A 23,359-nucleotide genomic window follows, 5' to 3' on the forward strand; every position below is an offset into this window, starting at 1 on the left:
CGCGTTAAGCCTTTATCACCTTAAGAACCGATCGCTGCGCGCCTGACCAGAGATCCATTCATCAGGCGCTCGGCAAACTCCTCCAGTGCGGCGATGCCTGAGCTTTTCGCATCCACACACCAGTCATGCAGCGCCCGACCCAGCCGATCGCTGGAGCGCCCCGGCAGCGTCCAGATCTCACGCAATCGGTGCTGATAGTCATACACCACCGCCAGCCGCCTGCTTAACGAAAGCGAAGACTCCACCCGTGAGCGCTGTGCCGCATTGAGACGGTGTTTTTCACGCAGCAGCAGCCAGCGACTGCGGCGCAACAGTTGACGACTGGCCCGGCTACCGCGCTGCCGCTCCTGTTTGAGAATCGGCAGCACCACCTGATGCGCGTAAAGACGCAGCAGCTGGAGCCGGTTCATCGCCCCGTCCGGTGTCAGCGGCAGCTGCCTGATCAAACCGGTGGTGCGCACCTTCGCCAGCCCCAGCAGTGACAGACAGCGGATATAGCACCAGCCAATATCGAACTCAAACCAGCGACAGGACAGCCGTGCCGATGAGGGCGCGGCGTGGTGGTTGTTATGCAGTTCCTCACCACCGACCAGCAGCCCGAGCGGGCTGATATTGCGCGAGGCATCACCGGTTTCGAAATTTCGGTAGCCGAGGAAATGCCCGACACCGTTTATAACGCCCGCGGCCCAGAACGGGATCCAGACCATCTGCACTGCCCAGAGGGTCAGACCGATAGCGCCAAAACAGAGCAGATCGATCACCAGCATCAGGCTGATACCGAGATAGGGAAAGCGGCTGTAAAGCTTACGCTCGATCCAGTCATCCGGTGTGCCCTTGCCGTAACGCGCCAGCAGTTGCGGATCATCCAGCGCGCCACGGTACAGCTCGGCGCCGCGCCAGAGCACGGTAGAGATACCTTCCATCTGGGGACTATGGGGATCCTCGTCAACATCGCAGTGAGCATGATGCTTGCGGTGTATCGCCACCCACTCGCGGGTCACCATACCGGTGGTCAGCCAGAGCCAGAAACGCATCAGGTGCGCAGGAACAGGATGCAGCGACACCGAGCGGTGCGCCTGGCAGCGATGCAGGAAGACGGTGACGGAAATAATCGTCAGATGGGTCAGCAGCAGAACGACTGCGCAGTAACCCCACCAGGGCAGGTCAAAGAAGCCTGTCAGCATGGAAAACTCCGGTTTGGAGGTTCACGAATCCACACCCACGCAAAAAGCGGGTGTGGGGCGCTTCTATAGCAGTGTCTAAATATTAGTCACCACAACCGGAGTCTGTGTTCAGTAATCCGTCAAATTTCGGGCTTCTCTATTCCCAACCTGCGCAGCTTAAGCCTGAGCCGCAGACGCTGGCCGAAGACATTGATCATCAGGCCCAGCAGAATCAGAACGATGCCGACGGTCTGAGACAGGCTCACCGACTCCCCCAGTACCAGCCAGGCGGTGAGCAGGCCGACAATCGGCACCAGCAGCGTCAGTGGCGCCACCGTGGAGGCCGGGTAGCGGCTCATCAGGAAGGCCCAGCTGCCGTAACCGAACAGGGATGCCACCGCGGCGAGATAGATCAGGGAACCGATCGATTTCCAGCCCATGCCGGTCAGGCTTTCAACGATCAGCGCCGGCCCTTCCAGCCAGAGAGAGAGCAGAAAGAACGGGATCGGCGGCACCAGAGCCCCCCAGACCACCAGGCTCATCAGGTTGATATCGCCAAGCTGCACGATATGCCGGTTGATGATATTGCCCATCCCCCAGCTCGCAGCTGCCGCCACCGTCAGCAGGAAACCGATCAGCGTCATATCCTCGGTGGGCGTGGCGCTGGCGAGAAAATAAAGCCCGGTCACCGCAACCACCAGCGAGATCAGTTGCGGCAGGTGTAGCCGCTCACCGAGAAACAGCAAAGCGAACAGCATGGTAAACAGCATCTGAGCCTGCAGCACCAGCGATGCCAGCCCCGCCGGCATGCCGAAATACATGGCACTGAACAGGAAGGCAAACTGTCCCAGGCTGATAAACGCGCCATAGCCGAGCAGCCATTTCAGCGGCAGCTTGGGCGGTTTAAAAAACAGGACCGCCGGAAACGCCACCAGCGAAAAGCGCAGCGCACCCAGCAGCATCGGCGGCAGTTCATCCAGGCCAAAGCGGATAACAACGAAGTTAAGCCCCCAGGCCAGCACTATCAGCAGCGCCAGCCCCCAGTGTGGAATACTCAAAACAGCTCCGTACCGGCGACCTGCGCCGGAAAATGCTCAATCACCTCGAGTGTGATAGCTCAGGAAGGATAGTGAATCAGGTTATGAAAGACGGCCGGCTCCCGCCCCAGGTTACGATAGCCATGGGGACGGTCGGCAGCGAAGCGGACCGCATCCCCTTCCTGCAGCGGCTTCCACTCTCCCTCTATCAGCAACTCCATCTCGCCACGCACCAGCACCACATGCTCAACCACGCCCCTGGCATGGGGCTCGGAGCTGCGCGTATAACCGGGCATCAGGGTCAACTCGAACATCTCGAAACCCAAGGCTTCATCGTAGGGAAAGATCGGCGCCACCAACATCTCATCAACGGCAGGCTGATGCCTGAACTCGCCCGCCTGGCGGACGCTGCTCTGCGCCTCCAGTGCCGGCTGTTCGAGAAAATCAGACAGTGCCGCGTCAAATCCGGTCGCGATTTTCCACAGCGTCGCCACCGTCGGACTCGATTCGCCCCGCTCTATCTGGCCCAGCATCGCCTTGCTGACCCCCGTATGACGGGAAGCCTGGTCCAGGCTCCAGCCTTTGGCCTTGCGGCGTTCTTTAAGCACCTGTGCCAGATACTGGCCGGGTTCTTTCATGCCTTCTCCTGCAAAAAACAGCGAATACAAAACCGTTGTGCGCTATAGCGCACAAGCGTATTCTTTGCAGCTATTGTGCGCTATAGCGTCCGGCGTTTCCAAGCCAGCGCCGCTGAGATACCCATTTCTGTCGCACGGATTAATAAGCCGCCAACACCCCCGGCCTAAAAAATTGGAAAGCATCATGCGTTTTACGCCCAGTCTGTCTCATATCTCCGCCGGCTTTGTCGCCGTACTGGTCGGCTACACCAGCTCCGCTGCGATCATCTTTCAGGCGGCTTCGGCCGCGGGCGCCAGCGCTGCAGAGATCAGTTCCTGGCTCTGGGCACTAGGGATCGGCATGGCGCTGACCAGTGGCGGGCTGTCGCTGTACTTCAAGACACCGGTGCTCACCGCCTGGTCCACACCGGGCGCTGCGCTGCTGGTGACCGGTTTATCTGGATTGAGCCTGAACGAGGCGGTAGGCGTGTTTCTGTTCAGCTCGGCGCTGATCACACTCTGCGGTATCACCGGCTGGTTCGACCGGCTGATGAAACAGGTGCCGGCGCCGCTGGCGGCCGCCATGCTGGCCGGGGTGCTGTTCCAGTTTGGCCTGCAGCTGTTTGGCGCCATGGAGAGCCAGCTGCTGCTGGTGATCGCCATGCTGCTGACCTTTCTGCTGGGACGGGTGCTACTGCCGCGTTACGTGATTCCGCTGACGCTGGCGGTGGGTCTATTGATCGCCGCGCTGCAGGGATTGCTGCAAGTCGACAGCCTCAGCTGGGAGCTGGCAATGCCGATCTGGACCTGGCCTGCATTTTCCCTGCCCGCACTGATCGGCGTGGGTTTGCCGCTGTTTATAGTCACCATGGCGTCCCAGAACCTGCCCGGACTCGCGGTGCTGCGCGCCAACGGCTATGAAACACCCGCGTCGCCACTGATCACCAGCACCGGTATCACCGGTCTGATACTGGCGCCCTTTGGTGGCTTCGCCTTCAACCTGGCGGCTATTACGGCGGCGATCTGCATGGGCAAGGAGGCAGACCCGGACCCGAAACGGCGCTACCTGGCCTCCGCCTGGGCCGGCTTTTTCTACCTGCTGACCGGCATCTTCGGCGCCACGGTGGCCGCTCTGTTTGCCGCCTTTCCGTCGCAGCTGGTGATGGCGATCGCCGGTCTTGCCCTGCTCGGCACCATCAGCAGCAGCCTGTCGGCGGCGCTCAGGGATGAGGCTGTTCGTGATGCGGCGCTGATCACCTTCCTGGCCACCGCATCGGGCATGACACTGTTCGGTGTTGGCAGCGCGTTCTGGGGATTGGTTGCGGGATTGCTGGCTTACCACCTGCCAATGGCCGTAGCAGCGATGAGGAAATAACAGAGAATTCGTAACCGAAAGGCCAGAGCCCCCGTGCCGATTGAGTCCGGCACGGGGAGACCGTGCGAGAAGCTGTGTGTTTACATCTTCAACCGCTCCCGGTCGGCAGCGATCAGCGGATATTCGCTATCGTCGCCGATCACGTTTTCATGCTCCGCAAACAGCGGTTTCGAGCACATGTAACCCACAAGCAGGCTGGCGACGGAATCGAGCGAATCGATATGGGTGCGTTCCCAGCCATGGGAGGCATCCAGCGCAAAACAGATCAGCGCGGTGCGGATATCGTTACCCGCTTCCAGTGCGGATGCCGCATCACTGCGGTAATACATGAACACATCCCGGCTGAACTCGATCTCCTCGCGCTTGCAGAGGTTGATCAGGTGCTGGGTCAGCGGTCGATCGAAGGGGCCGCTGGAGTCCTGCATGGCGATGGTCACACCGTACTCGCAGGTGTTCTGCTCCGGCGCGATGGTGCCGTTATCGATGGAAACCATCTCGGCCACTTCACCGTGCAGAATGTGGGAGGCACCCACCCCCACCTCCTCCGAGATGGTGAACAGCAGGTGGCAGTCCAGTTCCGGTTCCACGCCGGCATCCCTGATCGCCTTGGCCGCGGCCAACATGCTGGCAACCCCGGCCTTGTCATCCAGATGACGCCCATTGATATGCCCGCTCTTACTGAACTCAGGGTTGGAGTCCACCGAGACGAAATCCCCCACGCGGATACCCATGTCCCAGAGCTGGTCGATCTGATTAACCGGCTCGTCAATGCGGATCTCCAGGTTGGACCAGTCCGAGGGTTGCTCGTCCACCCCCTTGTTGTAGGTGTGCCCGGAGGCCTTTAACGGCAGGATAGTGCCGGTGTAGACCTGGCCGTTATCGCAGTGAACCTTTACCCGCGCGCCTTCAGCAAAGCGGGCGTTCCAGTGCCCGATCGGCACAACACGCAGGCGCCCCTCTCGTTTGAGACCCTTCACCATGCCACCCAGGGTATCCAGGTGTGCGGCGACGGCCCGGCGCGGGCTGTAGTTTTTACCCTGAATAATGGCGCGAATCGCACCGCGTCGGGTCAGTTCGTAGCGGATATCCAGTTTTTCCAGTTCGGCGCAGACGTAACGCACCGCATCATTGGTCATGCCGGACGGACTTGGCGTCAACAGCAGGTTTTTCAGCTGCTCTTTCAGGTACTCCTGATCAATTTGCAGTTTGGTCACATATCACTCCGTTTATTCTGGCTGCGGGTGTGCGGAAAGAGCAGGTCGACAAAGCACTCCACGGTGGGCTGCGGCTCATGATTGGCCAGCCCCGGGCGCTCATTCGCCTCAATAATGGCGTAGTCGGGCCCACTCACATCGGGCACCATGAAATCGAGTCCCACCACCGGAATCTCGATCGCCTTGGCAGCGCGAACGGCCGCCGAAGACAGGACCGGATGCAGCTCTCCGGTCACGTCATGAATGGTGCCTCCTGTATGCAGATTAGCCGTGGTTCGTACCTGTAGCCACTCGCCACGGGGCAGGATGTCATCCAGGCGGTAGCCGGTACGGCTGACACAGCGCTCGGTTTCGGCATCCAGGGGAATGGTACTTTCACCATCGGTGGCGGCGGCCCGGCGCCGGCTCAGCCGGTCGATCAGTTCGCCGATCGTCTGCTCGCCATCACCGATAATCTTCGGCGGGCGGCGCACGGCAGCAGCCACCACCTTGTAGTCGATAACGATAATGCGCAGGTCATCACCGCTGACACACTGCTCCAGCAGCACCTTGTCGCAGAAGGTACGGGCCGATTCCACCGCCCGGCTCACCTCATCGACGCGGCTCAGTCCTACCTGAATGCCCCGGCCCTGCTCACCCCGGGCCGGCTTTACGACCACCTCCTGATGGCGCGACAGGAAGTTTTCGATGTCGGCCTCGTCATTGACCACCACCTGTTCGGGGACACGCAGCCCCTCTTTCTGCAGCAGGCGTCGGGTCACCGCCTTATCATCGCAGCGACTCATGGCGACCGCAGAGGTCATCTCACTGAGCGATTCACGGCAGGTCACCCAGCGCCCGCCCAGGGACAGGCGGAAGAAGCCGCCCTCGGCATCCAGCACCTCGACACCGATGCCACGACGCCGCGCCTCCTTGGTGATCAGGCGGGCATAGATGTTTAGCTCCTCTTCCGGATCCTCGCCGATGAACAGCTTCTCGTTGATCGAGTTCTTGTGCTTGAGACAGTAGACCGGTACCTGCTCGAAATTAAGCTTGTCATAAAGATGGATCGCAGCATGGTTATCGTGCATGACCGACAGGTCCATGAACGCCCGGCCCCGGTCACGCATCAGCTCGATCAACGCACGGGAGAGCCACTCACCCACCGCCGGGATCTGCGCCTGGGGATCGCTGACCAGCGCCCAGAGGCTGCAGCCGTTATCGGGATCGTTGATCGCCTCGCGGTGATCGACGCCTGTCACCACGCCGATGATGTCGCCGGAGGCCACCTCTTCGGCCACCAGCACGGTCAGCTCCGGCTTGTCGGGCAGTTTGCTGTAGAAGCCGTCATAGGCGGGCACCATATGCCTCGCCATGTAGAGCCGGTTGATACGACGCTGATCATCCTCACCGGTCATCGGCCGGATTCTCATCCCTTCCGGGAAGTCGCCGCGCTCCTCGTAGTTACTGAAATCAAGACGGTAGGTCAGTGACGGATCCATAAACAGATCCTGGGGCGCATAAGAGAGCACCACGTGGGGCTCACGCACATAGAGCGCAATATCGCGGCGCCCTTCTCGCTCCAGGCGCAGCAGCTGGGCCAGTTTTTTCGGATCCCTGAAGGTCTGGCCAAAGATCAGCCGGCCCCAGCCGCAATCCAGCGCCACCTCCTCGCGCATACTCTCGCCGGGCAGATCGAGCGGATCGCCCCAGTGCTTCAGCGACGCCATGGCCGACGGATCCATCGGATTCTGTCGCCCTTTTTCCTTTCCCTGTTCCGGTTTCTTGCTCACGGTTCAGACTCCATGGGTCTGCAGCCACATCTCCAGCAGGGCCACCTGCCAGAGTTTGGAGCCACGCAGAGGCGTTATGTGGTCACGGGGCGCACCCATCAGCTGCTCCAGGTAATCTCGCTGGAACAGGCCACGCTGGCGGCAGGTATCGCTGTCCAGGTAGTCGCGCACAAACTCCAGGTAGGGCCCTTCGATATACTTCAGCGCCGGCACCGGGAAATAGCCCTTGGGACGGTCGATCACCTCGTTGGGGATGATCCGGCGCGCCATCTCCTTGAGCACGTACTTGCCGCTGTCCTTCACTTTCAGCTCGGCAGGAATGCGGCCGGCCAGTTCGACCACCTCGTGATCGAGGAACGGCACCCGCGCCTCCAGCCCCCAGGCCATGGTCATGTTGTCGACCCGTTTGACCGGATCATCCACCAGCATCACGTTGGTATCGATATGCAGCGCCTTGTCCACCGGACGCGGTGCGCTGGCACCGGCGAAGTAGCGTTCGACAAAGTTGCGGGAATAGTTATCGCCGACATATTCACTGCTGATCGCCTGGGCGAACTCCTCTTCGCTGCGATCAAAGAAAGCCTGGCTGTAATCCTCCACCGCATCCTCGCTGTCGAGCATCGGCGGATACCAGTGATAGCCGCCGAACACCTCGTCGGCCCCCTGGCCGCTCTGCACCACTTTCAGGTGCTTGGAGACTTCATGGGAGAGCAGGTAGAAACCGACGTTGTCGTAGCTGACCATCGGCTCCGACATGGCACCGAAGGTCTCCGGCAGGGTTTCCAGCAGTCGGCTGGAGGGCACCATGATCTGGTGGTGCTCGGTGTTGTAGTGGTTGGCGATGATATCGGAGTATTTGAACTCGTCGCCCCGCTCGCCACCGGCCGCCTCAAACCCCACGGAGAAGGTGTTCAACCCCGTCTGGCCGTGTTCGGACAGCAGGCCGACGATCAGGCTGGAATCCAGTCCGCCGGAGAGCAGCACACCCACCGGTACGTCCGCCACGGCTCGACGCTCAACCGACCGGCGCATCACCGCGAGGAGTTCATCCTCCCAGTCGCGCTGGGTCTTCTCTTCATCGGTGCTGTCTTTCGGCCCCATGCTCAAAGACCAGTACTGGGTATCCTTGAACGAGCCATCGGTTTCGATAACTCGGTAGGTGGCCGGCGGCAGTTTGCGCACGCCTTTCAGCAGGGTATAGGGTGGCGGCACCACCGCATGCCACTGCATGTAGTGATGCAGGGCAACCGGGTCGATCTCGGTATCGACGCCACCGGCGGCCAGCAGTGCCGGCAGGGATGACGCGAAGCGGAGTATCCCCTCCTGTTCGGAGTAATAGAATGGCTTGATGCCAAACCGGTCCCGGGCCATTACCACCCGCCCGGTCTCCCGGTTGTGAATCGCAAACGCAAACATGCCGTTGAAGCGCTTGACGCAGTCAGGCCCCCAGGCGTGAAACGCCTTCAGGATCACCTCGGTATCACCGCTGGAGAAGAAGCGGTATCCCCGCGCCTGCAGCTCTTCGCGCAGCGCCTGGTAGTTGTAGATACAGCCGTTAAACACCAGGGTCAGCCCCAGGTCCGGGTCATGCATCGGCTGCTGGGCATGGTCCGACAGATCGATAATCTTGAGTCGACGGTGCCCGAACACGATGTTCTGCTGGGAATACACACCACCGGCGTCTGGCCCCCTGGGGCGCAGCTTCTCCGCCATCCGCTCTACCGCGGTAATTGACGGCGTTCTGCCGTCAAAAACGATCTCTCCACAGATTCCGCACATAAGCTTTCCCTAATTCCTTAGCAGCGCATCGGATACAGTCCAGAACTCACCGCAGCCTCTGAAACAGGCACGGCTACTGAAAATAACGAGACTGGATTAAGAATCGAGGACAGGCCCGGGTTCCGCTGAACCCAATTTGAGATGGCAATAACTGCCTTACTGAGAGTCAGGCTTTGCCAGCCTGCAAAAGTTGTACTGATCACCCTGTCCACCGATCAAGAAGTGATCCTTTTACCCTAACAAAGCCGCCACAGGTTCACAAACCGCCGGGATTTGATAACTGCTTGATTTTAAAAGTGGCGACTTTTCTTAACCCGTTGAAATTTCTTAATATCGACAGCGTAATGGGCGACAGGGCTGGCATGACTTGAGAATCCCCACATCCAGGCTGACGGCGAAGACTGTCAACCTGATAGGCTACACTTCGCATTCATTCATCAAGAGGGATAAGCATGAAACTGATCGGCTCGGCCACCTCCCCTTACGTGCGTCGCATCCGCCTGCTGCTCGCCGCAAACGCGCAGGCGTATAGCTTTACCGATCTGAATATCTACGGTGAAGACCGGGACGAACTGCGCAAGCGCAACCCGGCACTGAAGATCCCGGTACTCTATGACGACGATGAGATTCTCTATGATTCCCGGGTTATCTTCCGCTACCTGTCGGGCAAGCTGTCACTGCCCGGGCTGAGCTGGGCCGAGGAGAACCGTCTGACGGTGATCGATGCGGTTAATGATTCGATGGTGACGCTGCTGCTGTCTCAACGCTCGGGCCTGGATACGGACAGGGACTGCCTGATCTTCAACCTGCAGCATGAGCGGGTAGAAAAGTCGCTCGCAGCACTTGAATCCTGGGCGGGGGAAGGCTGTTTCGAGGCCTGGGACTACACCGCGATCTGCCTTTATTCGATGCTGGACTGGTGCCTGTTCCGCGGCCTGATTGAGCTGGACGCAACACCAAACCTTTCTGCCTGGTTCAACGCCCAGCAGGGTCGGCCCGATCTGGCCAAAACCGACCCCAGACTGGCTGATCAGTAACTGACGCGCAACGTGCTGCCGCTGCCCAGGAGGCGGACCCGATCGCCGGGACGGAAGAAGTTCTGGTTCGCCACTTCCTGAACCACGGAGATCATCTCGCCGTTATCCAGGCGCAGCGTGATCTCCTGACCCTGGGTCCTGCTGGTGGCCTCTTCGATCCGCTGGCCGACCACACCGCCGGCCACGGCACCGAGCACCGAGGTAATCACCGAACCGCGGCCACCACCGATTGAGCTGCCGGCAACACCACCGACGATAGCGCCAGCACCACCACCGACCACACCGTCGGTACGCCCCTCAATAACCACCGGACGCACTGACTCAACCACCGCGTACTGAATACGCTGCGCCCGCTGCACCTCGCTGCGGCTGTATGCATCGCCGGTCAGGCTCTGCTGCGCACAACCGCCCAGCACTGCGGTCAGCAGTACCAGTGCAACGCCCGTGTTCAACCTTTTCATAGACTCTCTCCTAACGAATACGCAGTATCCACTGACACACCAGCGCCCATGCGGCCTCCCGTAACTTGCGATACCAGGGACGACGCGCCCACTGCTGCGCATCGATCTCGCAGCTATCGGCAAAATCGATGCTTAACAGTTCTTCGACCTCACGGGCGAAGGCGGGTTCATGGACCTCGATATTGGCCTCCAGGTTCCAGCGCAGATTCCAGTGATCCAGATTACAGGACCCCAGCGAGACCAGATCATCAAACAGCGCCACCTTGGAGTGCAGCATACGCGGCTGGTACTCATAGATCCGCACACCGGCGTTAAGCAGACGGCGATAATAGCGCTTGGATGCGTAATAGATCCAGCGGTGATCGGTCAACGGACCGGCCACCAGCAAGCGCACATCCAGCCCCTTTCTCGCTGCCCGCCGCAGCGCCAGTCGCAGTGAAAACGAGGGCAGAAAATAGGCGGTACAGATCCATACCCGCTGGTGTGCCTCGCGGGTACTGCGCAACACACTGAACTTGATGTGCTGACGGGCCGGCCCCTCGGAGGTCAGCAGGCGGATCCGTGCGCTGCCGCTGTGTTCCCGGGGCGGCAGATGCCTGAGCAGGGAGGATTCCGTGCGCCGGGTGCGGTTCCACAGACGCGCGAAGAGGTCGGCCAGATCGGCCACAATCGGCCCCTCCACCCGGCACATCAGCTCGTGCCAGGGCGTATCCGGCCGGGACGGCAGGTCGATCCAGTATTCATCGGTTAACCCGGTGCCGCCGATAAAGGCGTACTGGTGGTCCACTATCAGCAGTTTGCGATGATCGCGCGCGAAATTACGGCTCCATTTGTAAAACGACACCGGATTGTAGAAAACCAGCTCAACGGCCGCGCTCTTAAGCCGCTTTACATCCTCGCTGCGAAACCAGCGCGCGCCGTAATGATCGAACAGCACGCAGACCCGCACACCGCGGGTGGCGGCATCCATCAGTGCGGCAATAAACCGGTCCAGCACCGCGCCGCTGGCCACCAGGTACATCTCCAGAAAGACCGATCTGCGCGCGCCATGGATGGCATCGAGCATCTCCGGGAAGAAACGATCGCCATCGACGTACAGGTCGATGCTATTCCCGTCCCGCCACGCAAACTTCGACCGCATACTCCTCCTTAGCTGCAGCGGAGTGCCTTAGTGCTGACGCGCTCCGTACAGGCGGGCGTAGAGACCCTTCTGATCGAGCAGCTCTTCGTGACTGCCCTGCTCGCTGATCTCTCCACCCTCGAACACATACACCCGGTCCGCCTGGCGCACGGCACTGAGCCGGTGCGCCACAATGATCGTTGTGCGCCCGCGCAGGAACTCCTCCAGCGCCCGGTGCAGGGCGTACTCGGTTTCCGTATCCAGCGCCGAGGTGGCCTCATCCAGAATCACCACGCTGGGGTCACTGAGCACCATCCGTGCCACCGCCAGTCGCTGCCGCTGTCCGCCGGAAAGCCTCACGCCCTGGCGCCCGATCACGGTGTCGAGCCCCTCGCCGAGCTGCTCCACAAAACCTTTCAGCTGCGCCACCTCCAGCGCTTCCCAGAGCTGCTTGTCACTGAACTCACGCCCCATCGCCAGGTTCTCGCGCACACTGCCGTTAAACAGCGCCGGCGACTGCAGCACCGTCGCAACATGCTCGCGCACCCGGTCCAGACCGATACGCGTCACCGGGACGCCATCGAAACGCACCTCGCCCTGTTGCGGCGGATACAGACCCAGCAGCACCTGAACCAGGGTCGACTTGCCGCCGCCACTGGCGCCAACCAGTGCGATCTTCTCGCCGGCGTCGACCTTCAGGCTGATACCGCGCAGCACCTCCTGCCCCTCAATGTAGCTGAAATGGATATTTTTCAGCTCGATCGCCACCCGCTTTTTATTCTCAAACGGGTCCTGCAGATGGGGGTAAGCGGGCTCCAGATGCAGATCCATCAGCCGGTTCACCCGGGTCAGCGCCGCCCGGGCACCAAACCAGGCGTACTGGATACCGAGCACCTCCTGCACCGGCCCCATCATGAACCAGAGGTAACCGAACACCGCCATCATCTCGCCGATACTGAGGTCGGAAAACACCACCATCAGCATCGATGCGGCGCGGAATATATCGACCCCGACCAGAAACAACATAAAGCTGAGACGGCTGGTGGCATCGGACTGCCACTCGAATGCGGTGGAGTGATCGCGCACATCCCGGGCGCGATCGGTAAGCCTTACCAGATAGTGACGCTCGCGGTTGCCGGCACGGATCTGCTGGATCGCATCCAGGGTTTCGGTCAGTGCCGCCTGAAACACCTCGAACGCCTTGTTCTCGCGCTTTTTCAGCAGTTTGACCCGCTTGCCGACCGACATGGTCAGGTAGATCACCAGCGGGTTCAGAAACAGGATGAACAGCGCCAGCTGCCAGTGCATCCACAGCAGGATGCCGGCGGTGCCGATGATCGACAGCACCGCCACCAGCAAGCGGCTCACCGAGGTACCGACAAACCGGTCCACGGTGTCCAGGTCGGTGACGAAATGAGACGCGACGGTGCCGCTGCCGAGGGTTTCATACTCGTTCATGGAGATCTTCTGCAGCCGCTGCAGCAGACTGGCGCGAATATGAAAGATCACATCCTTGGAGATGATGGTGAACTGGCGTGTCTGCCAGACGTTCAGTCCCAGCGCCAGCAGCCTGAGTACCACGGTCAGCATGACGACCGCACCGATATAGAGAAACGGCCCCCGCCAGCTTTCCGGCGCCAGCGGATTGACCAGCGAGACCAGGGTACCGGGCTGGTCGAGCAGCACCTCGTCCACCAGCAGAGGCATCAGCAGCGGCACCGGCACGGACACCAGCGTTGCCAGTACGGCAATCACATTCGCCAGAATCAGCTCGCGGCGATGGCCAAGACCGATCTCCAGAATATAACGCCAGTCATAATGCCGTGGGGAGTTACTGCTCAAGCACTGTTCCTTCTGTTGGAGCCTCTGTCTCGTCTCATCTAGAAAATACCCCTGATCCCCAGGGGCGGTAAACTGAAGACGCAATTCACCCACAGGTTCCGGGGTGTAAGTGATATACCCTAAGCGGCTACACTTCCGCTATAACCATATAACCTGACGACAACCTCGGAGGCCGACCTTTGGCGGATCTTTTCGACTGGCGCCCCAGACTCAACGCGCAACAGATGCGCTCTGACCTCAGTGCGGGTCTGACCGGCGCGATCATTGCGCTCCCCCAGTGTGTGGCCTACGCGCTGATCGCCGGTATGCCGCCGGAAACCGGGCTCTACTCCGCCATTATCGTGACCGCCCTGGCGGCGCTGCTGGGCTCCTCCTGGCACATGATCTCGGGTCCCGCCGCCGCCGTGTCCATCGTATTGATGAGCATTGTCAGCGGCGTCGCGGAACCGGGCAGCGCGGACTTTATCGCGACCATGTTCACACTGACCCTGATCACCGGCGTGATCCAGCTGCTGCTGGGATTGATGCGGGTAGGATCCCTGGTCAATTTTATATCGCACACCGTGGTGATCGGCTTTACCGCCGGCGCCTCCATACTTATCGCCGCCAGCCAATTCAAATATCTGCTCGGGGTAACCCTGCCGGGCGGCCTGAACCTGTTTGAAACCCTGTACCAGCTCTGGCTTTCCCTCGGTGATACCCACCTTTACTCGCTGCTGGTCGGGATCGTGACGCTGCTGAGCGCCATCATCATTCGCCGCATCAACCGGCGCCTGCCGCACCTGCTGATCGCCCTGGGGCTGGGTTCACTGACCGCGCAACTGCTCGGCGGCAGCGACAGCGGTATCGCCAACGTTGGGGCACTGCCCTCCGGACTGCCTCTGCCGGCACTGCCGGAGCTGAGCCTGTCGGGTATCAGTACTCTGGCTTCCGGCGCCTTCGCACTGGCGCTGCTGGGACTGATCGAGGCGGTCAGTATCGGCCGCGCCATCGCCCTGCGCTCCCACCAGCAGATCAACGGTAACCGGGAGTTCGTTGCCCAGGGCGTCGCCAACAGCCTGGGCAGTTTCTTCTCCTGCTTTGCCGGCTCAGGGTCGTTTACCCGTTCCGGCGCCAATTTCGATGCCGGTGCGCAAACACCGATTGCCGCGCTGATCAACGCCGCCACGGTTGCGGTACTGCTGATCTCGTTCCCGAGCATCACCAACTGGCTGCCGATGCCGGCCATGGCCGGTTCGATTCTGCTGATCGCCTGGAACCTGATCGACCGTCCCCATATCGCCCAGATCCTCAAGGTCAGCCGGCTGGAGAGTGTCGTACTTGTATCGACCTTCGCCGCTACCCTGCTGATCGACCCGGTGTTCTCGATCTACGTCGGCGTATTCCTGTCGATCGCCTTTTACCTGCGCCGCACCTCACGCCCCTCGGTGGTCCCGGTGGCCCCGCTGCAAAACGCGCCGCGCCGCAGTATTCGCAACGTGGAACGCCACGGTCTACGCGAGTGCCCGCAGTTCCAGATCATCCGTATCGACGGCTCCATGTTTTTCGGCTGCGTCGAGCATATCCAGCTGCACCTGCGCAAGCTCGCCGAGCAGAGTATCGGACCACCGCGGATTCTGATCGTCGGCAAGGGGATCAACTTTATCGATGTCTCGGCGTTTGAAATGCTGATTCAGGAAGCGGAGCTGATCGAGGCACGCGGTGGCCAACTGATGTTCTGCTCGATGAAAGGGGTACTGCTGGATGACCTGGAGCGCACCGGGCTGCTTGGCCGGATCGGCTCGGCACGCTTTTTCGGCAGCACCCAGGAGGCGATCGCCAGCGTGGTACCGGAGCTGGACCTTGAGATCTGCGACCGCTGCACTGCGCGCATTTTCGAGGAGTGCCCGCCGCCACCTGAAGGACTGATCTATAAAGAATAAAAGAAGCCCACCGGTCGGCGGGCTTCAGGCAAGTTACCCAGCGGTGTCCGAAACCTGCGGGTTTGTCGTACTTACGCCGGTTCACTATGCTCTTCGTACCGGCAACCGGCATTGATAAGGATCAATCCGCAAGAGCGAGCCCATGACGACGACAACACAGCTTCATCTGACCGACCTGCCGATCGGCATACTCACCCTCACCGCCAGCGATGAGGCGCTGACCGGCGTCGAGTTCGGCCGGGTTGAACACGAAGAGCTGGAGCACGTACCCAGCGACCTGCTGATCGAGGCCGCCCATCAGCTGAGTGAATATTTCGCCGGCAAACGACAGAGCTTCGACCTCCCGCTGGCGCCAGCCGGTACGCAGTTCCAACAGAGAGTATGGCAGGCGCTGCAACAGATACCCTATGGCGAAACCCGCAGTTACGGCGACCTGGCCTCGATTATCGGCCAACCTGGAGCGGCCCGCGCCGTAGGCATGGCCAACAACCGTAACCCGCTGTCGATTCTGATCCCCTGCCACCGCGTTATCGGCGCCAACGGGGCGCTGGTGGGCTATGGCGGCGGCCTTACCATCAAACGCAAACTGCTGGAGCTCGAAGGCGTACTCGACTGATCAGCGCCACCTCTCCCAGACCTGTCGACATCCGCCTTTGGGGGTAGTAGTTTATGCTCCCTCGAAAACGATAGCTTAACGGAATACCATGGACTCACTGACCCTCTCTCCGCTGAATCACGCCTCAGGCGAGGTACAACTGCCGGGCTCCAAAAGCCTGTCCAACCGCATTCTGCTGCTGGCGGCCCTGGCCGAGGGTGAGACCAAGGTAACCAACCTGCTGGACAGCGACGACGTGCGCCATATGCTCAACGCGCTGACCAAGCTGGGCGTGAGCTATGAACTGGCCGAAGATCGCCGCAGCTGCACCGTTCAGGGCGTCGGCGGCCCGTTCAAGGCCAGCAGTGCCGAACTGTTCCTAGGCAACGCCGGCACCGCCATGCGTCCGCTGACCGCCGCACTCTGCCTCGGTGAAGGCGAGTTTGAGCTGACCGGCGAGCCGCGCATGTACGAGCGCCCGATCCGCGACCTGGTCGATGCCCTGCGCCCGCTCGGTGCCGATGTGGAATACCTGGGCGATGAAGGCTACCCGCCGATGAAGATCAAGGCCACGGGCCTGAACGGTGGCGAAGTGAGCATCAAGGGCAATATCTCCAGCCAGTTCCTCACCGCCCTGCTGATGGCGGCACCACTGGCCAAGGATGACCTGTGTATCGTTGTCGATGGTGAACTGGTCTCCAAGCCTTACATCGATATCACCCTGCACAGCATGAAGCTGTTCGGCGTTGAGGTGATCAACGACAACTACCAGCGCTTTGTCGTCAAAGCGGGCCAGAGCTACCGCTCTCCGGGCGAAGTGATGGTGGAAGGCGACGCCTCGTCCGCCTCCTACTTCCTCGCCGCGGCTGCCATCGCCGGCGGCACCATCCGCGTCTACGGCGTCGGCTCCGACAGCGTGCAGGGCGACAAGGCGTTCGCCGAAGTACTCGGCAAGATGGGCGCACAGGTCAGCTACGGACCGACCTGGGTGGAAGTGACCAAGGGTGAACTGAACGGCGTGGATCTGGATCTGAACGCCATCCCCGATGCAGCCATGACCATCGCCACCACCGCCCTGTTCGCCAAGGGTCCGACAGCGATCCGCAACGTCTACAACTGGCGCGTCAAGGAAACCGACCGCCTGGCCGCCATGGCCACCGAACTGCGCAAGGTCGGTGCCGAAGTGGTTGAAGGCGAAGACTTTATCGAGATCACCCCACCGGCCGAGATCAGCAGCGCTGCCATCGACACCTACGATGACCACCGCATGGCGATGTGCTTCTCCCTGGCGGCGTTCGGCAACGCGCCGATCACCATCAACGACCCGGGCTGCACCCGCAAGACCTTCCCGGAATACTTCGACCTGTTCAAGCAGGTCACCGGCTGATAACCACCTGCTCCGTAAAGTTGCGTTGAATAAGGGCTCCTTGATGGGGCCTTTATTATTTCTACGCATGCCAGCGTTACACACCAACTAAGCAAGCCCACACTTGCCGCCGAACAGCCAACTTTGCGGGGTATCACTCCGTACACTAAGTTTAATTCGGTTGTTGCGTTAACCGCTGCGCCCCGGCACCTCTGCCAGAGGTTCAGTTGCGCTGAAGCATAACCGAACGAGCCAATCACTCAGGTGGCCCGATAACTATCACGGCGCACAGGCGCCAACGCCTGGCCGCCAAGAGGTTGCCAATATGACTACGGTATTAGTAATTCATGAAGTGGACGATGTTGCCCACTGGCTAAGCTCACCCAAGCGGGACGAGTTCATGGCGAGTCATGGAATGACTGCAAAAACCTTTGTCAGCCCCGATGGAGGCAACAAAGTCGGACTGATTATCGAAAATGTGCCCAGCATTGCTGCCCTGACCGAAGCCCTTCAAGGGGACGATGCCGCCGCAGCGATGAAGTACGACGGTGTGCGCCCGGAAACGGTCGAACTGTTCGAAGCATCCTGACCCCGGAGACCAAACCGGCTTGATCAACCCACCGTGCTTCCTCAGGCAACTCAAAGCTCTGTCATGCAAAACCGGGGAAGCACGCCCCCATCAGCAGACTGGCGGGCCGTCCTTAACGGGGAGCGTTAATCATGTCTGACGATAACGAAAAGCCAGCACAACAGCGGGAAGAACTCGAACAGGAAAAACTGCGGGAAGAGATCAAACAGCTGCGCACCGCAGGCAGAACCAAATGGATCACACCGGCCGCGCTCGCCACGCTTCTGCCGCTGCTGGCGGGCCTGGGTCTCTGGATCGTCGGCGAACTCAAGCAGTACAACGAAGCCTACGCCGCGCTTGCCGAACGCGACCAGCTACAGGCGCAAAAAGACGAGTTACAAAATCAGAAAGACAGCCTGAACCTGGAGGTTCAAACCCTGCTGCAGCTAAAAGCCCACTATGCGACGGAAGCCGACAGGCTGCGTCGGGACACCGAAGCCAAACAGGCCAGCATCGACCACACCTACCTGCGTGGTGTGTTCACCCGCGCCGAAACCCTGTACTCGCTGAACCATATTGACGGCATGGGCCCGGCTCCGAATATCGATAAGCTGCGCCAGCAACTGAACCAGCAACCCTTGCCCGATGAACTGGCGAAAACCCTGGACGACCTGCTGTATCGATACGAATACGCCCTGCTGGTGGTCGACACATCCCGCGAAATTCTTGAAGAGTTCGACCAGACCTCGGCGCTGATGCCTGCCTCGGAGTGGACCAAGGCACTGCGCCCAATGCCAAGCGGACTATTTATCGCTGGCCGTAACATCATGGAAGCCGGAGACGGAGAAAGCCGCCGCTACTACGACGTAGACGAAGGCCGATTTCTGACTGAAGAGGAGATCGCCTCTTTCCAGCGTTGAGCCTTTCAAAGCCGGGATCTGTAATCCGGACCACGGAGCGCCATAGCTAGCCCCCCAAGCAGATGACGCCCGGATAATGGCCCATTGAACTTGTGCCTTTCAGAAAAAGAAACCAAACTGAACTTCAGCGGCAGACAGGCAGTAGACGCATAGACACCCAGGCAAACGATCCTAAAGGACTGATTAATGGATAGTTGTGCTTCATTTATTTCTTCAGCGTTTACTCGCACACCTCCAGGTAGCAACGCCACTATAGCGACAGCCTCAGCAACTACTCAGCCTGTTACCTGTTTAGCGGCATCACCGCGCAATGAAATACCTTTTTGCACCCCATAGCGGAAGCATCTAAATTTTTATTCGTTATTTCAGACAGTTACGCAACCCTACAGGGCAACATGTAAATTAAAAGGTATACCTGCTAATAACTATTATGAGGTCGTAGACCTCATTAACAGACTGTTAGCCATCAAAATAGCGAGGAATTTATCTTCAATGGATCAAGAATATGATTTAGCGCATCTAGCAGAAGATCTTGGTAAAGAATTACCCGATATTACAGAACTATATCTTTTTGGTTCGCGTGCACGTGGCACCAAAAGCACTAGGTCAGATGCCGATGTTCTAGTTGTTTCAAGTAATTACGTTCAACCAAAAGTATTAAGAGATTTTTCAGCTAATAACTGTGATGCACTTGATTTATTTACCGTTGATGGTGGTAAGGCAATAAGCACACAGAATGAGAGTTTTATCGAATCAGCGGACTTTTCAAGTTTGGTTGAAAAACTAGGAGCGATAAAAATCTGGTCTAGAGAATCCGGTCGAGAAGCAGCAGACATACAATGGCGTTTCACAGTCAAAGAAGGTGTTGAATTCATTCCGTCAGTACTACCAAACCAACCCAAGGTTGATAATGGTACTAATGCCAATATTATAGACCTATCAAAAATCACACTTGTTCAAATTCTCACTGCCTTAACTGTGCCCCAGTTTGTCGCAGTATTTGCCGCGTTATGTGTTGTAATTGGTGCTAGTTTTACTGCTGGTATTCAATACGAAAAAATCACAACAGAAAAGCCTAAAATTGTTCAGCCTTCAGCATTAAGAAAAGAGCAAGCTGATTTGATAGCCAAAGCAAACAAGGAAAACACAAACCTGATTAACAGTATCAATAATTACGTAGACTACCGAGATACAAAGGGTGGTGGAATTGATTCTGAGGCAAACATTTACAATGGGGATGTAGATAAAGCAGTAGGTAATCTTTCAAGTATTATATCAAGCATAAAAGCAAAGTTTAGTAATAACGCGGTTAAAGGAATACCTGCATATTTGAAGGAGATAAATAAGCATATTAACGAACCTAAAGTTAAAACTGTTTCATCTAATACTGCTTTCGTAGTTGAATGGGAGAAGGTTAAATCTGATTTATATACGGAAGCAAAGTCAGACTTAAAGTAGAAACAATGAAATGGCTAACAAGGCAAATTAACGCGGACGCCAAAATCTGATGCGCATCTTTTGTCTCCGGTTATTTGCGGCGTTAAACATCAAGGAGAGAGCAGCAATGTCCGACGGTTCGATATTTGAAAGAATTGCCTTCCGAATAGGTGGTGATTTAAATCACTTACTTGAAGTTGGCATGTTCTTAGTTGTTGCGATCTTTGCTGTTGCTTCTATCACTGAAATATCAGCGAGAGACAGCTACCTTGGCTACTTGCAAAATGAGATTAATTCTATTAACCAAGAGTTAGCCCAAAACTCTGGTGGAGTCTCGGATAAGTTTACAGATGAGGCAATATCATCTCTTAAAAAACAGGCTCAGTTCTACGGTCAGCTTCGCGGCAAAGTAGAGGCGCTCATTTCTGTCGGTGCCGATCGGCAAAGTCAAACCCTTGTGGAAATTAGACGCGAATTCGACGACGCAAATAGTTTTGGTCAATCCGATGAATCCATTGGGTATACATCAATTCTATATATGCTCCAGAGATATATAACTCAACTAAGCTCAGATTACCTTCTCGCTATAACAATAATGACACGTGGTGCGATAGGAGCAGGAATCGGCACAATTCGGACTACAAGCAGATTCACCTGGCGTAGTATTTTATTTGGCTTGTCATCTGGTTTTATCGTGTTTCTTACCATTAAAGGAGGAAAGCATATTTTTTTACTGCACGCCCAGGGTCAGTTAATTCAATTCAATCCATACAGCAGTGGTTTCTTTGGTTTGCTGGCAGGTATGTTTACGGAAAAAACATTTGAATTTCTTGGGGCTGTTACAGATTCTGTGTTCAATAAACTTAAAAATGTTTTGGACGAATGATGTTTAACAAAGCCATCAACTACACGCCTGTCGGCGCCGGACAGCCTACGCTACGCTCCGGCTGCCGGTTATGGCGGCGTTATACCTGGTACACACCACAACATCCCTAAAAGGAGGGAATCTATGACGATGTTAAGAAAAGCCAACCCGCTGAGGGTAATACTGTTACTTTCATTTATGTTAGTTATTTCAGGATGCACAGTAAAACTAATAGCTTCCTATGATGAAACAACTGATAAGAATGTTACTTCTCTTCAGAGAAAAACGGAGACATTTTTAACAGATCTAGAAGCAAAATACGGTCTTCCAGAATGCAGCTATGAAAAGAACGCTACTTTTTACAGCGAATCTAAAGTCGATTTGAGTGCAATAAAAGTTCGTGCGGAGGCTATTCCTAAAAATGACATCACTGTAAAGCAACTCGATTTATTAGAAAGTAGCTTGAATGACCTAGAATCACTTCATAAATTAAAAGATAAAAAGACTAAAGATAAAGGCTCGTTAGAATGTATTAGTATTGATGAGATAGATCCTCTACGCACTGCATTTAATTCAAGCTTTACAGCAATATTAAAACTAGAACTAGCCAAAAAGCGTGGCGACGACGAGTAACTAAATAGGAGATTACGTTATGAGTATAGATGCTGGAGAATTAGCCGAAAATATGCTGGGGGCCATGCAAGGAGTTCTGTCTGAAAAATGGCCTGAAATCAAAGAGTATGGTGAATCCGAGGCCAAAAAATTGGCACAATCAGTTGTAATGATCGAAACCCTCAAAGCAGCAAACAAAATTGATGAAGAAGAGGCTGTCTTGCATTTCTCTATTCAGAAAAATGCAAGCCGTACAGTACTTCTAGCGATTGAAGGTCTTGGTGTTTTGGCAGTTGAACAAGCGCTAAATGCCGCTCTAGATATTATAAAAGATGCGGTGAACACTGCTTTAGGATTTACACTGATATAAGGCAGGTATAACAAAGCCAGCCAGAGGGACAGCCAAACCGCGATGCGCTTTGTCTGCCCCTGCTGGCGACGTTACAAGCGTTAGTTAACCATATTCGAAAGGGATCATACGATGAAATGTATCTGTTACAGAAAAGGGTATAAATATCAACTCTATGAAGACTATGAGAATCAAATACCAGTGTATCCAGATAATGACATCATCACTGATTACATAGAGTTATCGAGTAAAGGAAATCTAAGAATAAAAACTGGCTATGCCTGGGATGGACCTTCAGGACCGACGATTGATACATTAAACTTCATGCGAGGTGCTCTCGTACACGATGCTTTGTATCAATTAATGAGAGAAAGTAAATTACCCCCAGAGAACAAGGAACATGTAGACCAGTTACTAAAACAAACATGCCGAAAAGATCGAATGTCAAAATTTCGATCCTGGTATATCTATCATGCGGTGAAGCGTTTCGGAAAACCCTCAATGGATCCCAAAAATAAACGCAAATACATTGGGGCCCCGAAGGGATGCAAATGCAACCGGTCATAAACGACATTGCACGCACATAACTCTGAATCCAGTTTTATGCATTCATTGGAGACCATTAATGACATTTGAAGAGGAAAAGAAAAAAGCTCTTCTTGAACATAGGCTGAGCCTGAAAAGAATATTTATCGAAAAATCTTTAATAGCAACAGTATTGCTTATAGCTGCCTTAGCTGGAAATTTTCTAGTGGAGAAATACAAAAGCGACAATACTAAATATCAGTTTTTACTAGAAAGAAAATTATTGGCCGCTTCTGAAATTAGACAGAAATATACTGATATAACTTCAATTTACTATCGAGTTTCTGAATCATCTTGTTATGGCGAAAATATATCTTCAAGTGAACTATCCTCTCTTAAAGAAAAAATTCAAATTGCAGTCGAACATGTCAACAAAAATTCTATTTTACTTGGTTCAGATTATCAAAATAATACCGGTAAATTATTTAACTTATTAATAGGAATTTCCGCAGAACCTCAAAAAGACCTCTGTAAGTATAGACATTTCGTTTCAGACTTATCTGATATATTTTCATTTGAGCTTAGAAAAGAGATAGGATTCAATGAAGCTAACAAAATAAATTTCAGGCCAATACCAATAAACCCTGCAGAAATCGATAGGATTGGCGTGACTGGATATCTTGAAAAGAATTATACGCATTGGAAAGTCTCAAAAAAGTAAGATATACAGCATAAGAAATCGCTCGAAAATCGCCTACACGGTGGTTTCACATCCGCAGTTCA

At 56.3% G+C, this 23,359-nt stretch carries 21 protein-coding genes; 12 read left to right on the forward strand and 9 right to left on the reverse strand.

Annotation, left to right across the window (positions count from 1 at the left end):
* Positions 1–20: 20 nt before the first annotated feature.
* From ACQUQP_RS15040 to ACQUQP_RS15050, 3 genes are all read right to left on the reverse strand, one after another.
* On the reverse strand, positions 21–1,184 hold the full coding sequence (locus tag ACQUQP_RS15040; protein WP_432695841.1) for a DesA family fatty acid desaturase: 1,164 nt from the start codon (positions 1,182–1,184) through the stop codon (positions 21–23).
* A 119-nt stretch (positions 1,185–1,303) separates the two neighbouring features.
* The gene (locus ACQUQP_RS15045; RefSeq protein ID WP_432695842.1) at positions 1,304–2,221 is read right to left on the reverse strand and encodes an EamA family transporter; all 918 of its coding nucleotides are present in this window, start codon (positions 2,219–2,221) and stop codon (positions 1,304–1,306) included.
* 59 nt (positions 2,222–2,280) lie between these two features.
* Positions 2,281–2,838 (reverse strand): helix-turn-helix domain-containing protein, encoded by a 558-nt coding sequence (locus tag ACQUQP_RS15050; protein WP_432695843.1) that lies wholly within the window; start codon positions 2,836–2,838, stop codon positions 2,281–2,283.
* Between the two features lie 184 nt (positions 2,839–3,022).
* On the opposite strand from ACQUQP_RS15050, the gene ACQUQP_RS15055 reads away from it, so the two are divergent.
* Entirely contained in the window at positions 3,023–4,192 is a 1,170-nt protein-coding gene (locus tag ACQUQP_RS15055) for a benzoate/H(+) symporter BenE family transporter (RefSeq protein ID WP_432695844.1), read from the forward strand.
* 80 nt (positions 4,193–4,272) lie between these two features.
* On the opposite strand, the gene ACQUQP_RS15060 is transcribed toward ACQUQP_RS15055, so the two are convergent.
* The 3 genes from ACQUQP_RS15060 to ACQUQP_RS15070 are packed head-to-tail and all read right to left on the reverse strand — an operon-like array spanning position 4,273 to position 8,957.
* On the reverse strand, positions 4,273–5,406 hold the full coding sequence (locus ACQUQP_RS15060; protein ID WP_432695845.1) for an osmoprotectant NAGGN system M42 family peptidase: 1,134 nt from the start codon (positions 5,404–5,406) through the stop codon (positions 4,273–4,275).
* Positions 5,403–7,178 (reverse strand): N-acetylglutaminylglutamine synthetase, encoded by a 1,776-nt coding sequence (ngg, locus tag ACQUQP_RS15065; protein WP_432695846.1) that lies wholly within the window; start codon positions 7,176–7,178, stop codon positions 5,403–5,405. The genes ACQUQP_RS15060 and ngg overlap by 4 nt, the downstream gene beginning before the upstream one ends.
* Positions 7,179–7,181: 3 nt before the next feature.
* A complete protein-coding gene (locus ACQUQP_RS15070; protein ID WP_432695847.1) occupies positions 7,182–8,957 on the reverse strand; it encodes an N-acetylglutaminylglutamine amidotransferase in 1,776 nt (591 codons plus the stop codon).
* Positions 8,958–9,409: 452 nt separating this feature from the next.
* Between ACQUQP_RS15070 and ACQUQP_RS15075 the strand changes: the two genes are divergently transcribed.
* Entirely contained in the window at positions 9,410–9,994 is a 585-nt protein-coding gene (locus ACQUQP_RS15075; RefSeq protein ID WP_432695848.1) for a glutathione S-transferase family protein, read from the forward strand.
* On the opposite strand, the gene ACQUQP_RS15080 is transcribed toward ACQUQP_RS15075, so the two are convergent.
* The 3 genes from ACQUQP_RS15080 to ACQUQP_RS15090 are packed head-to-tail and all read right to left on the reverse strand — an operon-like array spanning position 9,988 to position 13,417.
* Positions 9,988–10,455 carry a glycine zipper domain-containing protein gene (locus tag ACQUQP_RS15080; protein ID WP_432695849.1) on the reverse strand — a complete coding sequence of 156 codons (468 nt, stop codon included), beginning with the start codon at positions 10,453–10,455 and terminating at the stop codon, positions 9,988–9,990. The two genes, ACQUQP_RS15075 and ACQUQP_RS15080, sit on opposite strands and share 7 nt — an antisense overlap.
* Before the next feature lie 10 nt (positions 10,456–10,465).
* A complete protein-coding gene (locus tag ACQUQP_RS15085) occupies positions 10,466–11,596 on the reverse strand; it encodes a phospholipase D-like domain-containing protein (protein ID WP_432695850.1) in 1,131 nt (376 codons plus the stop codon).
* A gap of 27 nt (positions 11,597–11,623) precedes the next feature.
* Entirely contained in the window at positions 11,624–13,417 is a 1,794-nt protein-coding gene (locus tag ACQUQP_RS15090; protein ID WP_432695851.1) for an ABC transporter ATP-binding protein, read from the reverse strand.
* Between the two features lie 179 nt (positions 13,418–13,596).
* Here ACQUQP_RS15090 and ACQUQP_RS15095 point away from each other — a divergent pair, with 179 nt between their 5' ends.
* The 10 genes from ACQUQP_RS15095 to ACQUQP_RS15140 all read left to right on the forward strand — a co-directional run bounded on the left by ACQUQP_RS15095 (position 13,597) and on the right by ACQUQP_RS15140 (position 23,297).
* Positions 13,597–15,339: a SulP family inorganic anion transporter gene (locus ACQUQP_RS15095; RefSeq protein ID WP_432695852.1), complete on the forward strand. Its 1,743-nt coding sequence runs from the start codon at positions 13,597–13,599 to the stop codon at positions 15,337–15,339.
* Positions 15,340–15,481: 142 nt separating this feature from the next.
* The gene (locus tag ACQUQP_RS15100) at positions 15,482–15,955 is read left to right on the forward strand and encodes a methylated-DNA--[protein]-cysteine S-methyltransferase (protein ID WP_432695853.1); all 474 of its coding nucleotides are present in this window, start codon (positions 15,482–15,484) and stop codon (positions 15,953–15,955) included.
* Between the two features lie 88 nt (positions 15,956–16,043).
* Entirely contained in the window at positions 16,044–17,321 is a 1,278-nt protein-coding gene (aroA, locus tag ACQUQP_RS15105) for a 3-phosphoshikimate 1-carboxyvinyltransferase (RefSeq protein ID WP_432695854.1), read from the forward strand.
* Between the two features lie 304 nt (positions 17,322–17,625).
* Entirely contained in the window at positions 17,626–17,889 is a 264-nt protein-coding gene (locus ACQUQP_RS15110; protein ID WP_432695855.1) for a hypothetical protein, read from the forward strand.
* A gap of 131 nt (positions 17,890–18,020) precedes the next feature.
* Positions 18,021–18,788: a hypothetical protein gene (locus tag ACQUQP_RS15115; RefSeq protein ID WP_432695856.1), complete on the forward strand. Its 768-nt coding sequence runs from the start codon at positions 18,021–18,023 to the stop codon at positions 18,786–18,788.
* A 492-nt stretch (positions 18,789–19,280) separates the two neighbouring features.
* On the forward strand, positions 19,281–20,246 hold the full coding sequence (locus ACQUQP_RS15120; RefSeq protein ID WP_432695857.1) for a nucleotidyltransferase domain-containing protein: 966 nt from the start codon (positions 19,281–19,283) through the stop codon (positions 20,244–20,246).
* Positions 20,247–20,352: 106 nt separating this feature from the next.
* Positions 20,353–21,111: a hypothetical protein gene (locus ACQUQP_RS15125; protein ID WP_432695858.1), complete on the forward strand. Its 759-nt coding sequence runs from the start codon at positions 20,353–20,355 to the stop codon at positions 21,109–21,111.
* A gap of 123 nt (positions 21,112–21,234) precedes the next feature.
* The gene (locus ACQUQP_RS15130) at positions 21,235–21,723 is read left to right on the forward strand and encodes a hypothetical protein (protein WP_432695859.1); all 489 of its coding nucleotides are present in this window, start codon (positions 21,235–21,237) and stop codon (positions 21,721–21,723) included.
* Positions 21,724–21,742: 19 nt separating this feature from the next.
* On the forward strand, positions 21,743–22,072 hold the full coding sequence (locus ACQUQP_RS15135; RefSeq protein ID WP_432695860.1) for a hypothetical protein: 330 nt from the start codon (positions 21,743–21,745) through the stop codon (positions 22,070–22,072).
* Between the two features lie 604 nt (positions 22,073–22,676).
* Positions 22,677–23,297: a hypothetical protein gene (locus ACQUQP_RS15140; RefSeq protein WP_432695861.1), complete on the forward strand. Its 621-nt coding sequence runs from the start codon at positions 22,677–22,679 to the stop codon at positions 23,295–23,297.
* Positions 23,298–23,359 lie beyond the last annotated feature (62 nt).

It is taken from the genome of Marinobacterium sp. YM272, from assembly GCF_050908845.1.
GTDB lineage: Bacteria > Pseudomonadota > Gammaproteobacteria > Pseudomonadales > Balneatricaceae > Marinobacterium_D.